At 66.6% G+C, this 17,852-nt stretch carries 11 protein-coding genes and 1 pseudogene; 7 read left to right on the top strand and 5 right to left on the bottom strand.

The window, feature by feature from the left end:
• Positions 1 to 291: 291 nt before the first annotated feature.
• The 4 genes from WS70_RS31935 to betI form a co-directional block, all read right to left on the bottom strand.
• Positions 292 to 702, bottom strand: a complete 411-nt coding sequence (locus tag WS70_RS31935; RefSeq protein ID WP_203236006.1) for a hypothetical protein — start codon at positions 700 to 702, stop codon at positions 292 to 294.
• Between the two features lie 414 nt (positions 703 to 1,116).
• Entirely contained in the window at positions 1,117 to 2,814 is a 1,698-nt protein-coding gene (betA, locus tag WS70_RS26640) for a choline dehydrogenase (protein ID WP_059471342.1), read from the bottom strand.
• A 21-nt stretch (positions 2,815 to 2,835) separates the two neighbouring features.
• Positions 2,836 to 4,305, bottom strand: a complete 1,470-nt coding sequence (betB, locus tag WS70_RS26635) for a betaine-aldehyde dehydrogenase (RefSeq protein WP_059598302.1) — start codon at positions 4,303 to 4,305, stop codon at positions 2,836 to 2,838.
• Positions 4,306 to 4,341: 36 nt separating this feature from the next.
• Positions 4,342 to 4,929 carry a transcriptional regulator BetI gene (betI, locus tag WS70_RS26630; protein ID WP_059471344.1) on the bottom strand — a complete coding sequence of 196 codons (588 nt, stop codon included), beginning with the start codon at positions 4,927 to 4,929 and terminating at the stop codon, positions 4,342 to 4,344.
• A gap of 1,001 nt (positions 4,930 to 5,930) precedes the next feature.
• On the opposite strand from betI, the gene WS70_RS26625 reads away from it, so the two are divergent.
• The 6 genes from WS70_RS26625 (at position 5,931) to WS70_RS26595 (ending at position 14,428) form a co-directional block, all read left to right on the top strand.
• Entirely contained in the window at positions 5,931 to 6,830 is a 900-nt protein-coding gene (locus WS70_RS26625) for an alpha/beta fold hydrolase (RefSeq protein ID WP_059598046.1), read from the top strand.
• 258 nt (positions 6,831 to 7,088) lie between these two features.
• Positions 7,089 to 8,405, top strand: a complete 1,317-nt coding sequence (locus tag WS70_RS26620) for a glycosyltransferase (protein ID WP_059598078.1) — start codon at positions 7,089 to 7,091, stop codon at positions 8,403 to 8,405.
• Between the two features lie 11 nt (positions 8,406 to 8,416).
• Positions 8,417 to 10,006: a DHA2 family efflux MFS transporter permease subunit gene (locus WS70_RS26615; protein ID WP_059598079.1), complete on the top strand. Its 1,590-nt coding sequence runs from the start codon at positions 8,417 to 8,419 to the stop codon at positions 10,004 to 10,006.
• Positions 10,007 to 10,198: 192 nt separating this feature from the next.
• A complete protein-coding gene (locus tag WS70_RS26605) occupies positions 10,199 to 11,242 on the top strand; it encodes a glycosyltransferase family 2 protein (RefSeq protein ID WP_108034077.1) in 1,044 nt (347 codons plus the stop codon).
• A gap of 117 nt (positions 11,243 to 11,359) precedes the next feature.
• On the top strand, positions 11,360 to 12,913 hold the full coding sequence (locus WS70_RS26600) for an efflux transporter outer membrane subunit (protein ID WP_108034076.1): 1,554 nt from the start codon (positions 11,360 to 11,362) through the stop codon (positions 12,911 to 12,913).
• 252 nt (positions 12,914 to 13,165) lie between these two features.
• Entirely contained in the window at positions 13,166 to 14,428 is a 1,263-nt protein-coding gene (locus tag WS70_RS26595) for an HlyD/EmrA/EmrK family protein (RefSeq protein WP_082722319.1), read from the top strand.
• Positions 14,429 to 14,941: 513 nt separating this feature from the next.
• Here WS70_RS26595 and WS70_RS26590 read toward each other — a convergent pair.
• Entirely contained in the window at positions 14,942 to 17,038 is a 2,097-nt protein-coding gene (locus WS70_RS26590) for a prolyl oligopeptidase family serine peptidase (RefSeq protein WP_059598499.1), read from the bottom strand.
• A 374-nt stretch (positions 17,039 to 17,412) separates the two neighbouring features.
• On the opposite strand from WS70_RS26590, the pseudogene WS70_RS26585 reads away from it, so the two are divergent.
• Positions 17,413 to 17,850 (top strand): annotated as a pseudogene (locus WS70_RS26585) (rhodanese-like domain-containing protein); the annotation flags it as partial.
• Positions 17,851 to 17,852 lie beyond the last annotated feature (2 nt).

Here is a 17,852-nt window from a genome sequence, read left to right as displayed (position 1 = left end):
GTATTCCGTCGGAACCAGATCGAAAAACGGCTCGTCCGCCTAAATGCGGGAGGCATCTTGTTGGGCTTTCTGTAAGGTGCCTTGCGCTTATCTTACAATAAAATTACGGAGATTTATAAAAATAATTCCATGTTGAATATGTCGAAATTAAAATAGATGTAATTTCAATGATGGTTAATTTGTTCGGGTCATTTGTTTCGGTGGGGTCGAATTCCGATGGCGCAGTTGGGGCAGATGTTTGCCATGAGTTGCGGCGCGTGGCCTGGCGTGCAGTTGGTTAGGGCTTGTGCCTTATCTTGATTTCGATATTGCGATAAGCGGGGTGCGATCTTTTTGCGAAAAAATCGGGTTAAGAATGATGTGATTGGAATATTTAATTGATTCGATGCCTGACGTTGCATTTGCTTTATCGGAGTGGGTTCGAGCGGTGCTTGTTTTCTGAAATTGATGTTCCGTTGGGTTGCTTTCCCATTGCGTCAATGTTGCGTCGAATGCATTGCATGCGTAAATGCCGAGTTCGATAATTGGGGCAAGCGAAAAATGGGTGGATTCGAGCGCGGCGCGCGAGAGGGCGGGCGTGGAATCGCGGTTCGAACGGAGTTTGGGGGATGCTCGGTGATCACGGTGGAGCTCACGACGATCATCCGGTAGCTGCGCTGCACGAAGGCGTGCGTCATTGTTCTTGCCAGCAGTACGAGCCATCCCGTGTCGTTTGGCGATCTTGAAGGGATGAGCCGAAAGCAAACGGTCCGCAGAACGGGTGGTGCGCAATCGATTTGCCGCGAGTGGCGGCCCGCGGTTGACGCGGTTGAGAGCGCCGTGTCACGAGGGCCTTTGGTGTATTTCGCTCGCGATGACTGAAATTGCGCGACGTGGTGCACGTAGTGTTCGCGGAGTGGCGCGCCGTCGTTCTTGTTGTCGTTGTCGACACCGAATCTCTGCAGAGGATGGAGGGATTGCCCGGAACGCGTGCGGTTCCGGTTGCGAGATCAATTGCGCGCGTCGAGCGCGCTTGCATCGGCCGGCAGAACGCGTGGCCAGCTGCGTGTGGCGCGCCGACGGTCTTATCGGATGCTCTCGGGCATCGACGACCGCCGGCGCGGTTTCCGCCGACGTTTATACGGTGGCGGGCGCTCCGGCGGGCTTGTTGCCGCGCGCGGGCGCGCCATTCGCGACGTAGTACCGCGCGTTCGAGCGTTCGAGCGGCTTGCGCTTGCGGATCTTGTCGGCGATCTTCTCGGCGATCATGATCGTCGGCGCGTTCAGGTTGCCGGTCGTGATGATCGGCATGATCGACGCGTCGACGACCCGCAGTCCCTCGAGCCCGTGCACCCGCCCTTCGTTGTCGACGACGGCCATGTTATCGAAGCCCATCTTGCACGAGCACGACGGATGGAACGCCGTTTCCGCGCGTGCGCGCACGAACGTGTCGAGATCGTCATCGCTCTTCAGGTCGACGCCCGGATTCAACTCGCGGCCGCGATAGCGGTCGAGCGCCGGCTGACACATGATCTCGCGCGTCGCGCGGATCGCATCGCGGAACTCGCGCCAGTCGAGCGCTTCCGACATGTAGTTGAACAGAATGCTCGGATGCGCATTTGGATCGCGCGAGCGCAGCTTCACGCGACCGCGGCTCGGCGAGCGCATCGAGCCGACGTGTGCCTGGAAACCGTGCATCTCGATCGCGTTCGAGCCGTTGTAATTGATCGCGACGGGCAGGAAGTGGTACTGAATGTTCGGCCAGAGATCGTCGTCGCGCGTGCGGATGAATCCGCCCGCCTCGAAATGATTGCTCGCGCCGAGACCTGTGCCGTTGATCATCCATTCGAGGCCGATCTTCGGCTGGTTCCAATACTTGAGCGCCGGATACAGCGATACGGGCTCCTTGCATTCGTACTGGATGTACATCTCCAGGTGATCCTGCAGATTGCGGCCGACGCCGGGCAGATCGAGCACGACCGGAATGTCGAGTTCGCGCAGCCATTCGCCGGGGCCGACGCCCGAGCGTTGAAGCAGTTGCGGCGACGCGATCGCGCCGCTGCAGACGAGCACTTCGCGGCGCGCATGCACGGTGACGCGCTCGCTGCCGTGCAGGAACGTGACGCCTGTCGCGCGCTTGCCGGAGAACAGGATGCGATCGGCGAGCGCATGCGTGACGATCTCGAGATTCGGCCGCGGGCGCGCCTGGTCGAGATAGCCGCGCGCGGTCGACGCACGGCGGCCACGCGGCGTAACCGTGCGGTCCATCGGCCCGAAGCCTTCCTGCTGATAGCCGTTGAGGTCGTCGGTGCGCGGATAGCCGGCCTGCACGCCGGCCTCGACCATCGCTTCGAAGAGCGGATTCACGCCGGGCTTGCTCGTCGTCACTGACACCGGGCCGTCGCCGCCGTGATAGTCGTTCGCGCCGACGTCGCGCGTCTCGGCTTTCCTGAAGTACGGCAGGCAGTCGAGGTACGTCCAGTCGTCGAGGCCCTTGTGGGTCGACCAGTTGTCGTAGTCGAGCGCGTTGCCGCGGATGTAGCACATCCCGTTGATCAGCGACGAGCCGCCGAGGCCCTTGCCGCGTCCGCACTCCATCCGGCGATGGTCCATGTGCGGCTCGGGATCGGTTTCGTATGCCCAGTTGTAGCGCCGGCCCTGCAGCGGGTACGCGAGCGCCGCCGGCATCTGCGTGCGGAAGTCGAACCGGTAGTCGGGGCCGCCCGCCTCGAGGAGCAGCACGGTGACGTCCGGATCCTCGGTGAGGCGCGTCGCGAGCACGTTGCCCGCGGAGCCTGCGCCGCAGATGATGTAATCGAATTCGCGTGTCGTCATCGTTGCGGTTCTCCTGGATGCTTAGAACACCGGTTGATAGCGGCCGAGTTCGACCTGCACCGATTTGATTCGAGTGTAGTGCTCGAGCGTCGTGATGCCGTTCTCGCGTCCGACGCCGGATTGCTTATAGCCGCCAACCGGCATCTCGGCAGGCGATTCGCCCCACGTGTTGATCCAGCAGATGCCGGCTTCGAGACGATGGGTTGCACGGTGCGCGCGCGACAGGTTCTCGGTGACGACGCCTGCCGCGAGGCCGTATTCGGTCGCGTTCGCGCGTGCGATCGCTTCGTCTTCCGTTTCGAACGACAGAATGCTCATCACCGGGCCGAAGATTTCTTCGCGGACGATCTTCATGTCGTCGCGGCAATCGCCGAACACGGTCGGCGCGACATACTGGCCGTTCGCGAAGTGATCGTGCGAGAGGCGTTCGCCGCCCGCGAGCAGCTTCGCGCCTTCGGCCTTGCCGCTGTCGATGTAGCCGAGCACCTTGTCGAGCTGTGCCGCGCTCGCGAGCGGGCCGAAATTCGTGTCGGAATCCGAAGGTTTTCCGATGCGGATCCGCGCGACGCGTTCGAGCACGCGCTGAACGAATGCATCCTTCACCGCCTGCTGGACGAACACGCGCGTGCCGTTCGTGCACACCTGGCCGGCGCTGAAGAAGTTCGCGGTGACGGCGATGTCGGCCGCGCGGTCGAGATCGGCGTCGTCGAAAACGATGAGGGGCGACTTGCCGCCCAACTCCATCGTCACCTCCTTCAGCGATGACGCACCCGCGAGCGACATCACCTTCTTGCCGGTCTCGACGCCGCCCGTAAACGACACCTTTGCAATTCCCGGATGCGTGGTCAGGAACGCGCCGACCGAGCCGTCGCCCTGCACGACGTTGAACACGCCGGCGGGCACGCCCGCTTCGGTGTAGATCTCGGCGAGCTTGAGCGCGGACAGTGGCGTGACTTCGCTCGGCTTGAAGATCATCGCGTTGCCGGCGGCGAGCGCAGGTGCGCTCTTCCAGCATGCGATCTGGATCGGATAGTTCCATGCGCCGATGCCCGCGCACACGCCGAGCGGCTCGCGGCGCGTGTAGACGAACGAGTCCGGACGCAGCGGCACTTGCAGGCCTTCGATCGCGGTCGCGATGCCCGCGTAGTACTCGATCACGTCGGCGCCCGTGACGATGTCGACGGCGCGTGTCTCCGCGATCGGCTTGCCCGTGTCGCGCATCTCGAGCTCGGCGAGTTCGTCGTTGCGCTCGCGCAATAGCTCGACCGCACGGCGCAGGATGCGCGAGCGCTGCATCGCAGTCATCGCGGCCCATTCGCGCTGACCTTCGTGTGCGGACGCGACCGCGCGCTCGACGTCGTCGGCGCTCGCTTGCTGGACGCTCGCGAGCCGTTCGCCCGTCGCCGGATCGAACGTGTCGAACGTCTTGCCGCTCGTGGCTTCGGCGTAGGCGCCGGCGATGTAAAGGCGTTGCAGACCGTATACGGACATAAGGATCTCCTTGGGTGGGCGAGGGCGCGTTGCGCGTCAGGCGCGCGGCGCGAGCAGCAGGTCGATGTAATCGTTGGCGAGCTTCAGGGCCGCCTTCGTGTCGAGCGGTTCGCCCGCGAGCGCGCCGCGCAGCCACAGGCCGTCGATCAGCGCGGCGAGGCCGCTTGCGGCCTCGCGGGCTCGTGCGCGCGGCAGCGTTTTTGCAAATTCCGCACACAGATTCGAATAGAGTCGGCGCGTGTTGACGCGCTGCAGGCGTCTCAACGTCGGCTCGTGCATGCTCTGCGACCAGAACGCGAGCCAGGTCTTCATCACGGGAGCGCTGATCTGCGTGTCGTCGAAATTGGCGGCGACAACGGCGCGCAGGCGCGTGCGCGGCTTGGCGGTCGCGGCGGCGCGATGGCGCGCGGTCGCGGCCCACAGGTCGCGCAGCACGTGGCGCATCGTCGCTTCGAGCAGGCCGTCCTTGTCGCCGAAGTAATGGCTGACGATGCCCGTCGAAATGTTCGCGCGCTGCGCGACGGACGCGAGCGTCGTGCCGGGCAAGCCGGCCTCGTCGATGGTGCGGAGCGTCGCGTCGATCAATTGAGCGCGGCGGATCTCGCGCATTCCGAGTTTGGGCATCGCGGGGCCTTTGTATACGCGGCGGGTGGCGAAGTCCGAAGGATAGCGGTTTTTTATTGATCGTTCAATTAATAAAAATATATGGGGATCGATCGCCGGATGGCGATGGTGTGGGCGAGGTGGTTGGTCCGCTGTGCCGTTCGGCGTCGGTGGTCATCCGGCGCACCGACGCCGATGCATGGTTAAGCCGCGCGGCGGTGAAAGTTAATGGAAAGTAAGTTGAGAATGTTTAAAACGTTTTAATCGGTAATTCCTGTATTGTGAATTCGTGTTATGGGCGGTCGGTAATGATAGCGATATGGATTGGGGTGTCTGTTTTGGTGCACGACTGCCCTAGATTGGGTATGGCGAGATGATGAATGAATGATGTGCTTGAGATATTGGGATCGAGCTGGATTGTGGATTTTTCGTTTTGCGATGTAATTGGGTCGATGGATGCGATGTCCGCCTTTGTCGGCCTGCGTTGGGTCGGGTGGGGGTTGTGCGACGGACGTCTCAATCGATACCCGCACGATGCGTTCTATATCACAAAAAATATTTCGCTGCGATGAAGGGGTTGATCGGGGAGATGTTTTAGAGTGATTTGTTAAATGTGCGAAAGGACACACTGATGATTTTTTTGAGGCGAAACATTAAAAATAGTTGAGGAGATTGTATTCAGCGTATTAGTATTAATACCGCAAAAACGCAAATCACCGCGCGACAGCAATGAAAGCGGGAAGGCGACGGAAAGCGGTAATTTCCTGGAGAGGCGTCATGCGAGATAGAGGCGCTGGAGACCACGGGCCGAGAGAAGCGGGGTGACCGCGACGGGCTCGGGGGAGCGTATTGCCTGTGGAATATGAGGCGATGCGCGGCTCCGGCGAGTGGGTAGCCGTCACGGCGCGCGCGAGGCAGGGCGGGCGGATCGCGCGGGAGGGCGTGCGGCTACGTGGAGGCGTCCTTCAAGGGGAGGGGCGCGGGATCAGCTCATTTGCCGAGCAGATGCGGGAGATTACGCCATGCCTATCGAGAAACAGGTCGTAGCGCTGCCGAACGGACTGAAGGTCCACGTCGAGCGTCACGTGTTCGATCCGGCCTTCGAGACGGTCATCCTCGTCAACGGCGCGCTGGCGACGACCGCGTCGTTCGGCCAGACGATCCGTTACCTGGGCGAGCGCCTGAACGCGGTGTGCTTCGACTTGCCGTACGCGGGGCAGTCGCGGCAGCACAATCCGGGCGAGTACATTCTGACGAAGGACGACGAGGTCGAGATTCTGCTGCACCTGGCCGAGCGGTTCGAGCCGAGTTTTTTGCTGTCGGTGTCGTGGGGAGGGGTGGCGTCGCTGTTCGCGCTGGCGCGGGGGTGCGCGAGCGTGCGCCGGGCGGTGATCGCGTCGTTCTCGCCGTTTTTGAACGACGCGATGACGGACTACGTGACGCGCGCGCGCGACCACATTGCGGCGGGCGAGAACCTGAAGGCGGCGCAGCTCCTGAACGACACGGTGGGGCGCTACCTGCCGCGGATCATGAAGCTGTACAACTACCGCTACCTGACGAAGCTGCCGCGCAAGGAGCAGGACCAGGTGGCGTTCCACGTCGACCAGATCCTGTCGATGCAGCCGGAGCAGTACCTGCCGGAATTCCACAACATCGGCTGCGACGTGAAGTTCGTCAACGGCGAGCTGGACGAGTACACGACGGCGTCGGACGTGCGCCGGCTCGGCGCGTACGTGCGCCGGGCGGAGTTTGCGACGATCCGCCAGGCGGGCCACTTCCTGGATCTCGAAGGTCGGCAGCAGCAGGAGCAGGTACGCTCGATGCTCCTGAGCTTCTTCGGCGAGGAGCGGGCGAGCGGGGCGCGGGACGCGGCGCAGGGCGAGACGCTCGCGCCGCTCGGGCAGATGCCGGCGCTGTCGTAGCGCGCGGCGGTCCAAGGCAGCCGGGACAGGGGTGTGCGCGTCGACGTTCGGCGCGCGTCGTTCCCGGCTCGTTCAAACAGGCAAATCGGCGTGATGCGCATCGGGCCTTGCGGCGACGGAAGGCCAAGGCGAGGGGCGTTCGTTGGACGGAAGCGCGCGGCGGTGCGTATCGAGCGCCAGCCGATGGCGGCCGATCCGGTCCGCCACGGCCCGCTGCGCGCGTGCGTCGGCTGCCGCGCTGCATTGAGTGACGAAGCGATGTCGAAAGTAATCGTGACGGCGATCGGGTCGGCGGGGGACGTGCACCCGCTGCTCGGGGTGAGCCGGGCGCTGGCGGCGCGCGGCCACGAGGTGGTGTTCTGCACGCATCCGCCGTTCGAGGCGGCGGTGCGGGCGAGCGGGTTCGGGTTCGAGCCGGTGGGCACGGCGGAAGACTATGCGCAGGCGATGGCGGACCCGGCGCTGTGGCATCCGCGGACGTCGTTCAGGACGCTGTGGCGGGTGATCGCGCCGGTGGTGCGGCCGCACTTCGACGTGCTGCGTTCGCTGAGCGACGCGGACACGGTGCTGGTGGGCACGCTGTGGGCGTTCTCGGCGCGGCTGATGCAGGAGCGCTACGGGACGCGCTACGTGTCGGTGCAGGTGTCGCCGTCGACGCTGCTGTCGGCGCACGCGCCGCCGACGCACAAGCGGCTGACGATCCCGAAGGGCTTGCCGCTGGCGGTGAAGGCGGGGCTGATGACGCTGATCGAGCGTCAGGTGCTGGACCGGGTGTGCGGGCCGGAGCTGAATGCGGCGCGGCAGTCGCTGGGTCTCGGTCCGGCGCGGCGGATCCTGGGGCGCTGGCTGCATTCGACGGACGGGGTGCTGTGCCTGTTTCCGTCGTGGTTTGCGGCGGCGCAGCCGGACTGGCCGGCGAATCATCTGCAAAGCGGGTTTCCGCTGTTCAACGAGACGGGGGCGCGGGACGCGGACCCGGAGCTGGACGCGTTCGTCGCGTCGGGCGATGCGCCGGTGGTGTTCACGGCGGGCTCGACGCGGGTGGACGGCGCGACCTACGAGCAGGCGGTGAGGGCGGTGCTGCGGACGACGGGGGTGCGGGGGATCCTGCTCGCGCCGGACGCGCCGGCGGCATCGGAGGGGACGACGGGGCCAACGAGAACGAAGACGAATGGAGCGCAGCCGGATGGCGTATCGCTGCTGAAGCGGCGCTACGTGCCGCTGGCGGCGCTGCTGCCGCGGTGTCGCGCGCTGGTGCACCACGGCGGGGTTGGGACGGCGTCGCTGGCGTATGCGGCGGGGGTGCCGCAGGTGGTGACGCCGTTCGCGCACGACCAGTTCGACAATGCGCAGCGGGTCGCGGCGAGCGGCTGCGGGGTGAGGCTGGACGCGCCGGTGCAGGGCGAGTCGCTCGGCCGGGCGCTGCTGCGAGTGCTGGGCGATGAGGCCATCGCGGCGCGCTGCGCGCAGGTGCGGGCGCGGATGGAGGCGGAGCCGAACGGCTGCGACGAGGCGGCGCGCTTCATCGAGCGCTTCGCTCCGAGCGTCGCGGCGCGGCAGGCGCAGCCGGCATGAGCGGGCAATCGATGTCGGCGCGCGTACCCGCGAACGACGCCGATTCGGCGGCAAGCCTTCCGTCGCACAACGAACCCGCCGCCCGGCCGCTGCGCGGCGCGAGGCTCGCGCTCCTGACGTTCGCGCTGTCGCTCGCGACCTTCATCGAGGTGCTGGATTCGACGGTGGCGAACGTGGCGGTGCCGGCGATCTCGGGGAGCCTGGGGGTGTCGAACAGCCAGGGCACGTGGGTGATCAGCTCGTACTCGGTGGCGGCGGCGATCGCGGTGCCGCTGACGGGCTGGCTCGCGCGGCGGGTGGGCGAGCTGAGGCTGTTCGTCGGATCGGTGATTCTGTTCACGCTGACGTCGCTGTTGTGCGGGCTCGCGCGGGACCTGGAGATGCTGGTCGCGTGCCGTGCGCTGCAGGGGCTGTGCTCGGGGCCGATGGTGCCGCTGTCGCAGACGATCCTGATGCGGTCGTTCCCGCCGGCGAAGCGCACGCTCGCGCTCGCGCTGTGGGGGATGACGGTGCTGCTCGCGCCGATCTTCGGGCCGGTGGTGGGGGGCTGGCTGATCGACAACTTCTCGTGGCCGTGGATCTTCCTGATCAATTTGCCGATCGGGCTGTTCTCGTTCGCGGTGTGCACGCTGATGCTGCACCCGGAGGCGCAGCGGGGCGAAGCGAGCCCGATCGACGTGCCGGGGATCGTGCTGCTGGTGATCGGGGTGGGGGCGCTGCAGGTGATGCTGGACCTGGGGCGCGACCGGGGCTGGTTCGATTCGTCGCTGATCACGACGCTGGCGATCACGGCGGCGGTGTCGCTGACGTCGCTGCTGATCTGGGAGGCGGGGGAGGTGCATCCGGTGGTGGATCTGAGCCTGTTCCGGGAGCGGACCTTCACGTTCTGCGTGGTGATTATCTCGCTGGGGATGATGAGCTTCTCGGTGGTGGGGGTGGTGTTTCCGCTGTGGCTGCAGGCGGTGATGGGATACACGGCCTACCAGGCGGGGCTGGCGACGGCGTCGATGGGCGTGTTGGCGCTGGTGTTCTCGATCCTGGTGGGGCTGTACGCGAGCCGGGTGGACGCGCGGGTGCTGGTGACGTTCGGGTTTGGGGTGTTCGCGGGGGTGATGTGGTGGAGCACGCACTTCACGCTGACGATGACGTTCGCGCAGGTGGCGACGCCGCGGCTGATCCAGGGGATCGGGCTGCCGTGCTTCTTCATTCCGTTGACGGCGGCGACGCTGTCGCGGGTGCCGGACGACAAGCTGGCGGCGGCGTCGAGCCTGTCGAACTTTTTAAGGACGCTGTCGGCGGCGTTCGGGACGGCGCTGAGCGTGACGTGGTGGGACAACCGTGCGACGTACCACTACGCGGTGGTGTCGCAGTCGGTGACGCGTGCGTCGGAGAACACGCAGCGGTACGTGGACACGCTGCACGCGATGGGGATGCACGGGGCGCGGGAGCTGAGCTCGCTGCACCAGGTGGTGCGGCAGCAGGCGTACATGATGGCGACGAACGACATGTTCTACATGGCGAGCGGGACGTGCCTGCTGCTGGCGGGGCTGATGTGGCTGACGCGGCCGAAGCGGGGGGCGGCGACGACGCTGGGGCATTGAGGCGGTAGCCGCCGCGTTCCTGATTCGCCGAAGCCGAAGCCGAAGCCGAAGCCGAAGCCGAAGCCGAAGCCGAAGCCGAAGCCGAAGCCGAAGCCGAAGCCGAAGCCGAAGCCGAAGCCGAAGGGCGATGCGTCGAAGTCCTGACGACTTGAGGCATCGAAGCGGCGACGAAGCGACAACGAAGGAAGCACGATGACGACCTTGGGTGCGCTGGTGATTCTGTATTACCCGACGGACGAGCAGCTGTCGGGGCTGGAGGCGCTCGCGCGCGACAGCGACGCGCTCGTGGTGGTCGACAACACGCCGCAGGCGCACCCGTCGGCGCGCGAGCGGGTGCGCGCGCTGGCGTCGCGGGCGAACGTCGTGTGGCGGCGCCACGGCAACCGTGGCGGGGTGGCGGGCGCGTACAACGCGGGGCTGTCGGCGCTGTTCGCGCAGGGCATCGACGCGGTCGCGCTGTTCGACCAGGATTCGACGGTGCCGGCGACGTTCCTGGCGCAGATGCGCGACGCGTGCGCGCGGCTGGGCGCGGGCGCGTTCATCGCGGGGCCGCGGATCTACGACGCGAACGATCAACGGTTCCTGCCGGAGCTGATGACGAGCGGCGTGACGGTGCATCGGGTGCGGGTGGAAGGCGAGACGGCGCCGCAGCGCTGCGCGTTCCTGATCTCGTCGGGCAGCGTGATCTCGCGGGCGGCCTATACGGAGCTGGGGCGGTTCGACGAGGCGCTGTTCATCGACCACGTCGACACGGAGTATTGCCTGCGGGCGCTGGCGCGCAACGTGCCGCTGTACGTGGTGCCGTCGCTCGTGCTGACGCACCGGATCGGCGCGCGCCGGCGGCACCGGGTGGGGCCGTTCGAGCTGAGCGCGATGCACCATTCGTGGCAGCGGCGATATTACAGCGCGCGCAACGCGATGCAGGTGGGGCTGCAGTACGGCTTGCGGTTCCCGGTCGCGCTGGTGCCGAATCTGCTGACGGTGTGGCAGGTGATCCAGGTGGTGCTGTGCGAGCGGGAGAAGGGGGCGAAGCTGCGCGGGATCGCGCTGGGCGTGCTCGACGGATTGTTCGGTCGCCTGGGGGCGATCGACGCAGCGCGCTCGCGCGGGGCGGCTTGGGCGAGCGTGCAGCAACGCAGCACGGGGCAACCGGAATCGTCAAGCATCCCGAACGAACCTCGCCGCGACGCGATGTCAGACGATTTGAGTCACGATGGCGAGATCGCCGCGAGATAACACCGGAATCAGCTTGCCGACGCAACCAGACCGTAGGCGGAAGATCTGTCGAACTTGACGCATTCGACGTTACACCATGACCAACGACCCGGCGCGCACGAAGGACACCCGACGCGGATGAATCAGGACGCAAAGAGAACGACAGTCGGACGCGCGGCGAGCTGGCTCGCGCTCGCGGCACTCGCATGGACGCTCGCCGGCTGCGTGCCGTCGGGCTTCAAGCCGGCGCTCGCGCCGCGCGAGCCGGACGACGACGCGCTCGCGCGGACGACGGGCGGCGCCACGCACGGCGCGTGGCCGAGCCCCGACTGGGTCGGGCAGTTCGGCGATCCGCAGCTCGACACGCTGGTCGGCGAAGCGCTGCAGCGCAACCCGACGCTGCAGGCCGCGCAGGCGCGGATCGGCGTCGCGCAGTCGCAACTGCAGCAGTTCGAGTCGCTGACGGGCCTGACGGCGACGGCGGGCGCGTCGCTGAGCAAGGCGCACCTGCCGCGCTCGGGCGGCACCGTGAACACGGTGGTGAACGGCTTTCCGGTGTCGGTGCCGCTCGTCGGCGAATCGGTGATGTCGTCATCGTCGCTGTTCGTCGGGCTGAACTACCAGTTGGACCTGTGGGGCAAGAACGCGGCGGCGACGCGCGGCTTGATGTCGATGCGCGACGCGGCGCGGGTCGACGCGGAGCAGGCGCGGCTCACGCTGTCGGTGGCGGTGGTGACGCTGTACGGCGAGCTGGACCGGGCCTGCGCGCTGCGCGACCTGCTGCAGCAGAAGCGCCGGTCGAGCGAGCAGGTCGAGACGGTGCTGCGCGAGCGCGCGGCGCGCGGGATCGACAACGGCTACGACGCGGACGACGCGGCGCTCAAGCGCAGCAAGCTGCTCGAGCAGATCGCGCTGACCGACGAGCAGATCCAGTTGCTGAAGCTGCAACTGGGGGTGCTGACGGGCCGGGGGCCGGAGCGTGGGCTGTCGCTCGCGCGGCCGAAGCTCGCGCCGCTCGCCGACGCACCGCTGCCGGCGCGGCTGCCGGCGGCGCTGCTGGGGCGGCGGCCGGACATCGTCGCGGCGCGGCTGCGGGTGGAATCGGCGTACGCGGCGATCGACGGCACGCGCGCGTCGTTCTACCCGGACGTGAACCTGGCGGCGCTGGGCGGACTGTTCGCGCTGACGCCGGCGTCGCTGTTCTCGCGGGATGCGCTGGGCGGCTCGATCGGGCCGGCGCTGTCGCTGCCGGTCTTCGATCGCAGCCGGCTGAAGGCGAAGCTGGGGGGCGACGTGGCGAACGCGGACGTGGCGCTGGCGCTGTACAACCAGACGGTGGATGGGGCGCTGGGCGAGGTGGCGCGGCAACTGACGTCGCTGTCGACGGTCGATGCGCTGCTGAAGGAACAGCAGCAGGCGGTGCGGTCGGCGCAGCGGATGGTGGCGCTGGCGGAGGACCGGCACCGGCGGGGGATGGGGATGCAGAAGGACGTGAACCTGGCGCGGCTGACGCTGCTGGACGAGCGGGCGCACGCGATCGAGCTGCAGGCGCGTCGGCGGACGCTGCGGGTGGGGCTGATTGGTGCGCTGGGCGGCGGCTTCGACGGACGGCAGGCGAGCGGCGCGCCGCTCGCGCAGGCGGGCAAGCCGTTCGCGGCGGCGTCGCGGCCGGCCGAGCCGGCGCACGATTGATCGACCGAGCGCATGCACGACGACCCCGCCGATGACCCCGCCGACATGGGCAAGCATGCCGCTCACCCGAACCCATCCAACACGAACGCATCCAACGCCATCACCATTGTGTATACGAGAGATTCGAACGATACCGCCGTCGCGCATGCCAGCGCGTCGGACAAGACCGCCGTCGACGCCGAGCACGCTGAGCACGCTGAGCACGCTGCGCCGCCGCCCCATGGCGCCACGCCACCGACGCACGCCAAGACCTTGAACGACACCGCCACCGACACGCTGCGCGCGAAGACGCCAAACGACACGGCGAGCGCCGACGGCTCGTCCGCGAAGCATCCGGCCACGGACGGCGCGCCCGCCCGCCCCGGAGACGCCGCGCTCCTGGCCGCCCGCCGCGCGACGCGCCGCCGCCGCTTCACGCTGTTCTTCGGACTGCTGGCGATCCTGGCGCTGGCGGCGGGGCTCTACTGGTTCCTCGTCAGCCGCTACAGCGAGGAGACCGACGACGCGTACGTCGCCGGCAACATCGTGCAGATTGCCGCGCAGATCCAGGGGACGGTGACCGACATCCTGGTGACCGACACGCAGCAGGTGAAGGCGGGGCAGGTGCTGGCGAAGCTGGACGACGCGGACGCGTCGGCGGCGTTCGCGCAGGCGCAGGCGCAGCTCGCGCAGGCGGTGCGGCAGGTCGCGAACACGCGGATCTCGATGGGGATGTACGAGGAGACGGTGAAGGCGCGCGAGGCGGACCTGAAGCTCGCGCAGCAGGCGTATCGCGCGCGGGCGGGGGCGTCGGTGGAGGTGGTGGCGCCGGAGGAGCTGGCGCGGGCGAAGTCGAACCTGGCGAACGCGCAGGCGGCGCTGGCGGGCGCGCAGGCGCAACTGGACGCGGCGCGCGCGCTGGGCAGCGAGCGGCCGGTGGAGCAGAACCCGTCGGTGCAGCAGGCGGCCGCGCAGTTCAGGCTTGCGTACCGGAATCTGAAGCGGACGACGATCGTGTCGCCGGTGGACGGCACGGTGGGTCAGCGGACGGTGCAGATCGGCCAGCAGGTGGGGCCGGGCGTGCCGCTGATGTCGGTGGTGCAGTTGCGGCAGGTGTGGGTGGAGGCGAACTTCAAGGAAGGGCAGATCCGCCACATGCGGGTTGGCCAGCCGGTGCGGCTGGAGTCGGATCTGTACGGCTCGCGGGTGACGTATCGGGGGCGGGTGGAGGGCTTCTCGGCGGGGACGGGGAGCGCGTTCTCGATGCTGCCGTCGCAGAACGCGGCGGGGAACTGGATCAAGGTGGTGCAGCGGGTGCCGGTGGTGATCTCGCTGGAGCCGTCGGAATTGACGGCGCATCCGCTGCGGGTGGGGCTGTCGATGCGGGCGACGGTTCAGACGAAGGAACGCGGCGGCCATCTGCTCGACGGCGAAGCGCCGCTGCCGGGGCTGCGCACGCGGGTGCACGACGGCTATGCGGGCGATGCCGATGCGGCGGCCGAGGCGGTGATTCGGGCGAATGACGGGGGGAGGTGAACCGGCGTTGCGGGCGTCGATCGATCGGGCGAGCGATGGATGCGCGTCGGGCCCATCGCCGTGATACGCATGATTCCGCCGAATCGGCGCGCTTCCAGGATGGGCGGACGACGCGACGCGATCGAATGAGCGGCGTCATGTCACACGATCTCGATGCGGAAGACGAGCGAAGCGTGCCTGTATCGCTCGTCTTCCGCACTGCGGCATCTCCCTCTCCGCCGACAGAGCGAGTAGTTCATCACGACGAGATTCTCGTCGAGTGCGATCGCGTGACTTGCCGATGCAGGTCCGCAACGATAATGTCCCTAGCCGCGATCGACGAGTGCGTTTCGCGAACAACGCAGCGAAGTGCGCGATAAAGCGGCGATTCCCGCAAACAGGGACGAGCGACGAGCGGCGGAATTTCGTTCGTATCGGCAAGACTTCTGCGTGCGGGCGACAACCTTGAGCTACCCTTCACGATGAGCGCGAGACGGGCGGATATCACGCATCCGCCCGTCTTATCACGGCGACTTACTCGCGTGCGTCGCCCGCGCCGCGCGACAAATGACTCCACAGGAACACATACCCGATCGCCTCGTGTTTGGCCGTGTCGATTGCGTCGGCGCTGCCGTGACCGCCATCGGTTTTCTCGAGCAGCCATGCGTTCCGATGCCCCTGTGCCTGCATGCGCGCCACCATCTTTCGGGCATGCGCGGGATGCACGCGATCGTCGCTCGTCGACGTCGTGAAGAGTGCCGGCGGATAGGCAACGTCGCGCGTCACCTGGTGATACGGCGAATAAGACGCGAGTGTCTTCGCATGTGCCGGATCGTCAGGATCGCCAAATTCGTCGAGCCACGACGCGCCCGCGTGCAGCAGCGGGTAGCGTTGCATGTCGAGCAGCGGTACTTCGCTGACCACTGCGCCGAACAGGTCCGGGCGCTGGATCATGCATGCCGCGACCAGCAGTCCGCCGTTGCTGCCGCCGCGGATGCCGAGTTGCGCGGCAGTCGTCACGCCGTCGGCAACGAGCTTTTCGGCGACGGCGATGAAATCGTCGAACGAACGTTGACGGTCCGCTTGCCGCGCGGCTTCGTGCCATTGCGTGCCGAACTCGCCGCCGCCGCGAATATGGGCGAAGACCGCGATGCCGCCTTTTTCAAGCCAGCCGATGCCGAGCAGCGGATCGTAGTTCGGCGTGAGCGGAATCGCGAAGCCGCCATAGCCGTTCAACAAGCACGGACGGGGTGATCGCTCTGCATCGTCCAACGCGTCGCGCGGGCCGACCAGCGTATAGGGCACCAGCGTGCCGTCGCGCGAGCGCGCATGTTCGCGCCGCACCGTCAGCGCGGCGGCGTCGAATTGCGTCGGCCAGCGATCGAGGAGCGTCCACGCTGACAGGTCGTCGGCCGCGAGGTCGGCAAGCGAATACTCGGGCGGCGTCAGGTAATCGTCGACGCTTACGTACACTTCGTCGTCGAACGTCGGTTCGACCGGCGACACGTTGACTTGCGCGAGTCCGCGCGCCGGGAACGGTCGCGCACGCCAGCTCCATGCGCCATCGACTTGCCGCTCGGGCTGCCAGAGCATCGTGCGTGTGAGCACGTCGTCGAGCCACGACACCAGCAGAAAATGGCGGGTATGCGTCCAGCCGCAGGCAGACGTGCGATCGTTCGGCTCGAACAGCGTCGCGAACGCGCGGTCGCCGGCGACGAATGCATCTTCGCGGATCGCGAGAAGGCTGCCGCTCGCATAGCGAGCGCCATCGCAATTCCAGTCGAGCATCGGCTGGAGCAGCAGCCATCCGCTCCAGTCGCCGACCTCGACGTGCGCCGGCACGTCGTAGCGAATCCACGCGCCGTTTTCGTCGAGGCGATACGTGTTCGCGTCATAGAAGTTGATCGCCTGCTCGATTGCATGATGCCGATCGATCGAATCATATTGCGCGTCGACGGCGATGTCGCCGCGCGCGCCGCGAAACACGACGGGCGCATCGGATAGCGGCGTGCCGCGCGTCCAGCGCCTGACTTCGCGCGGATAGCCGGAACGCGTGACGGTCGCGCCGCCGTTGTCCCAGTCGACATAGAGAGTGTCGCGATCGATCCATTCGATCGAATGCTTGCCGGCCGCTTCGATCGCGAAGCCGTCGTCGACGAACTGGCATTGTTCGATGTCGAACTCGCGCACGACGACCGCATCGGCGCCGCTGTCGGACAGCACGATCAGCGCGCGGTCGCCGTCCGGATCGAGGATGAGCTGATCGTCGAACACCCATTGAACGCCTTCCGCTTCGCCGAGCGCATCGAGATCGATAAGCGTCTGCCACTCGGGGCGGCCGCTGCGCCAGCTCGCCCACGACGTGCGACGCCACAGGCCTTTCGGATGGCGCTCGTCCTGCCATACGTCGTAGGCCCAGTGCTGCCAGCGCTGCGGGATCACCGGCCGTTCGCGCGGCAGCAGCGCTTTCGTGAAGCGGTTGACCAGCTCGCGATAGCGCGCGTCGTTCAGCCATCGAGCGTCGCGCGTGCGGGCATTCTGTGCGTCGACCCAGTCGGCGCTCGCGGGATTGTCCAGTTCTTCGAGGAAGAGATACGGATCGGCCTGTTCGGGCCAGAAAGCATGTGGCATGGAGAATTCACGAGAGATATTGTGCGTAATGGTAGCGTAAGCCGAGGTTTGCTCGCGCGTCGATTCTGAAGCGATCGATGCTCGGCTGTCCTTTATCGAGGTTCGCCGTGAGGCGATGCTTGCGCCTTACACACGATTTCGTCATACATGAACGCTCTGAATGGCGGCGGCGTGCGCGCTTCGCGTCCCGCCCGGACCCATTCGCCTTCCTGACTATCGCCCTCATGCGCGGTCTCATTTCGAAATGAAAAAATAATGGGTTCGGCTTTTGCGGCGCCTCTTCCATAATGGATCTCTAGTGGCTATAGACGGCGCTCGCCGTCGAGCCGGGCCCATGTCTCGCGCACGATGCGCGATATCCATCACGAGATGCCATGACAGTTGAACTCGAAGCACGCTCCACTCATGCAGTGCTCGAAGCCGCGCGCTCGGCGGGCTCACCGTACGCGGGCGGCGTGACGCCGCAGGATGCCTGGGCGCTCGTCGAGGCCGGCGACGCGCTGCTCGTCGACGTGCGCACGGCCGAGGAGCGTACATTCGTCGGCCACGTGCCCGAGAATTTGCACGTGGTGTGGGCGGCAGGCACGAGCCTGACGCGCAATCCGCGCTTCGTGCGCGAGCTCGAAGCGAAGCGGGGCAAGGATGCGGTCGTGCTGCTGTTGTGCCGCAGCGGCAACCGCTCGGCGCTTGCCGCCGAAGCTGCGGACAAGGCGGGCTTTACGCAGGTTTTCAACGTCCTCGAAGGCTTCGAAGGCGATCTCGACGACGCCGGCCATCGCGGCGCGACCAACGGCCGGCGTCTGCACGCGCTCCT

The organism is Burkholderia mayonis (genome assembly GCF_001523745.2).
GTDB lineage: Bacteria > Pseudomonadota > Gammaproteobacteria > Burkholderiales > Burkholderiaceae > Burkholderia > Burkholderia mayonis.
Note: the sequence above shows the minus strand (reverse complement) of the source record. Positions and strands in the feature narration are given on the sequence as shown.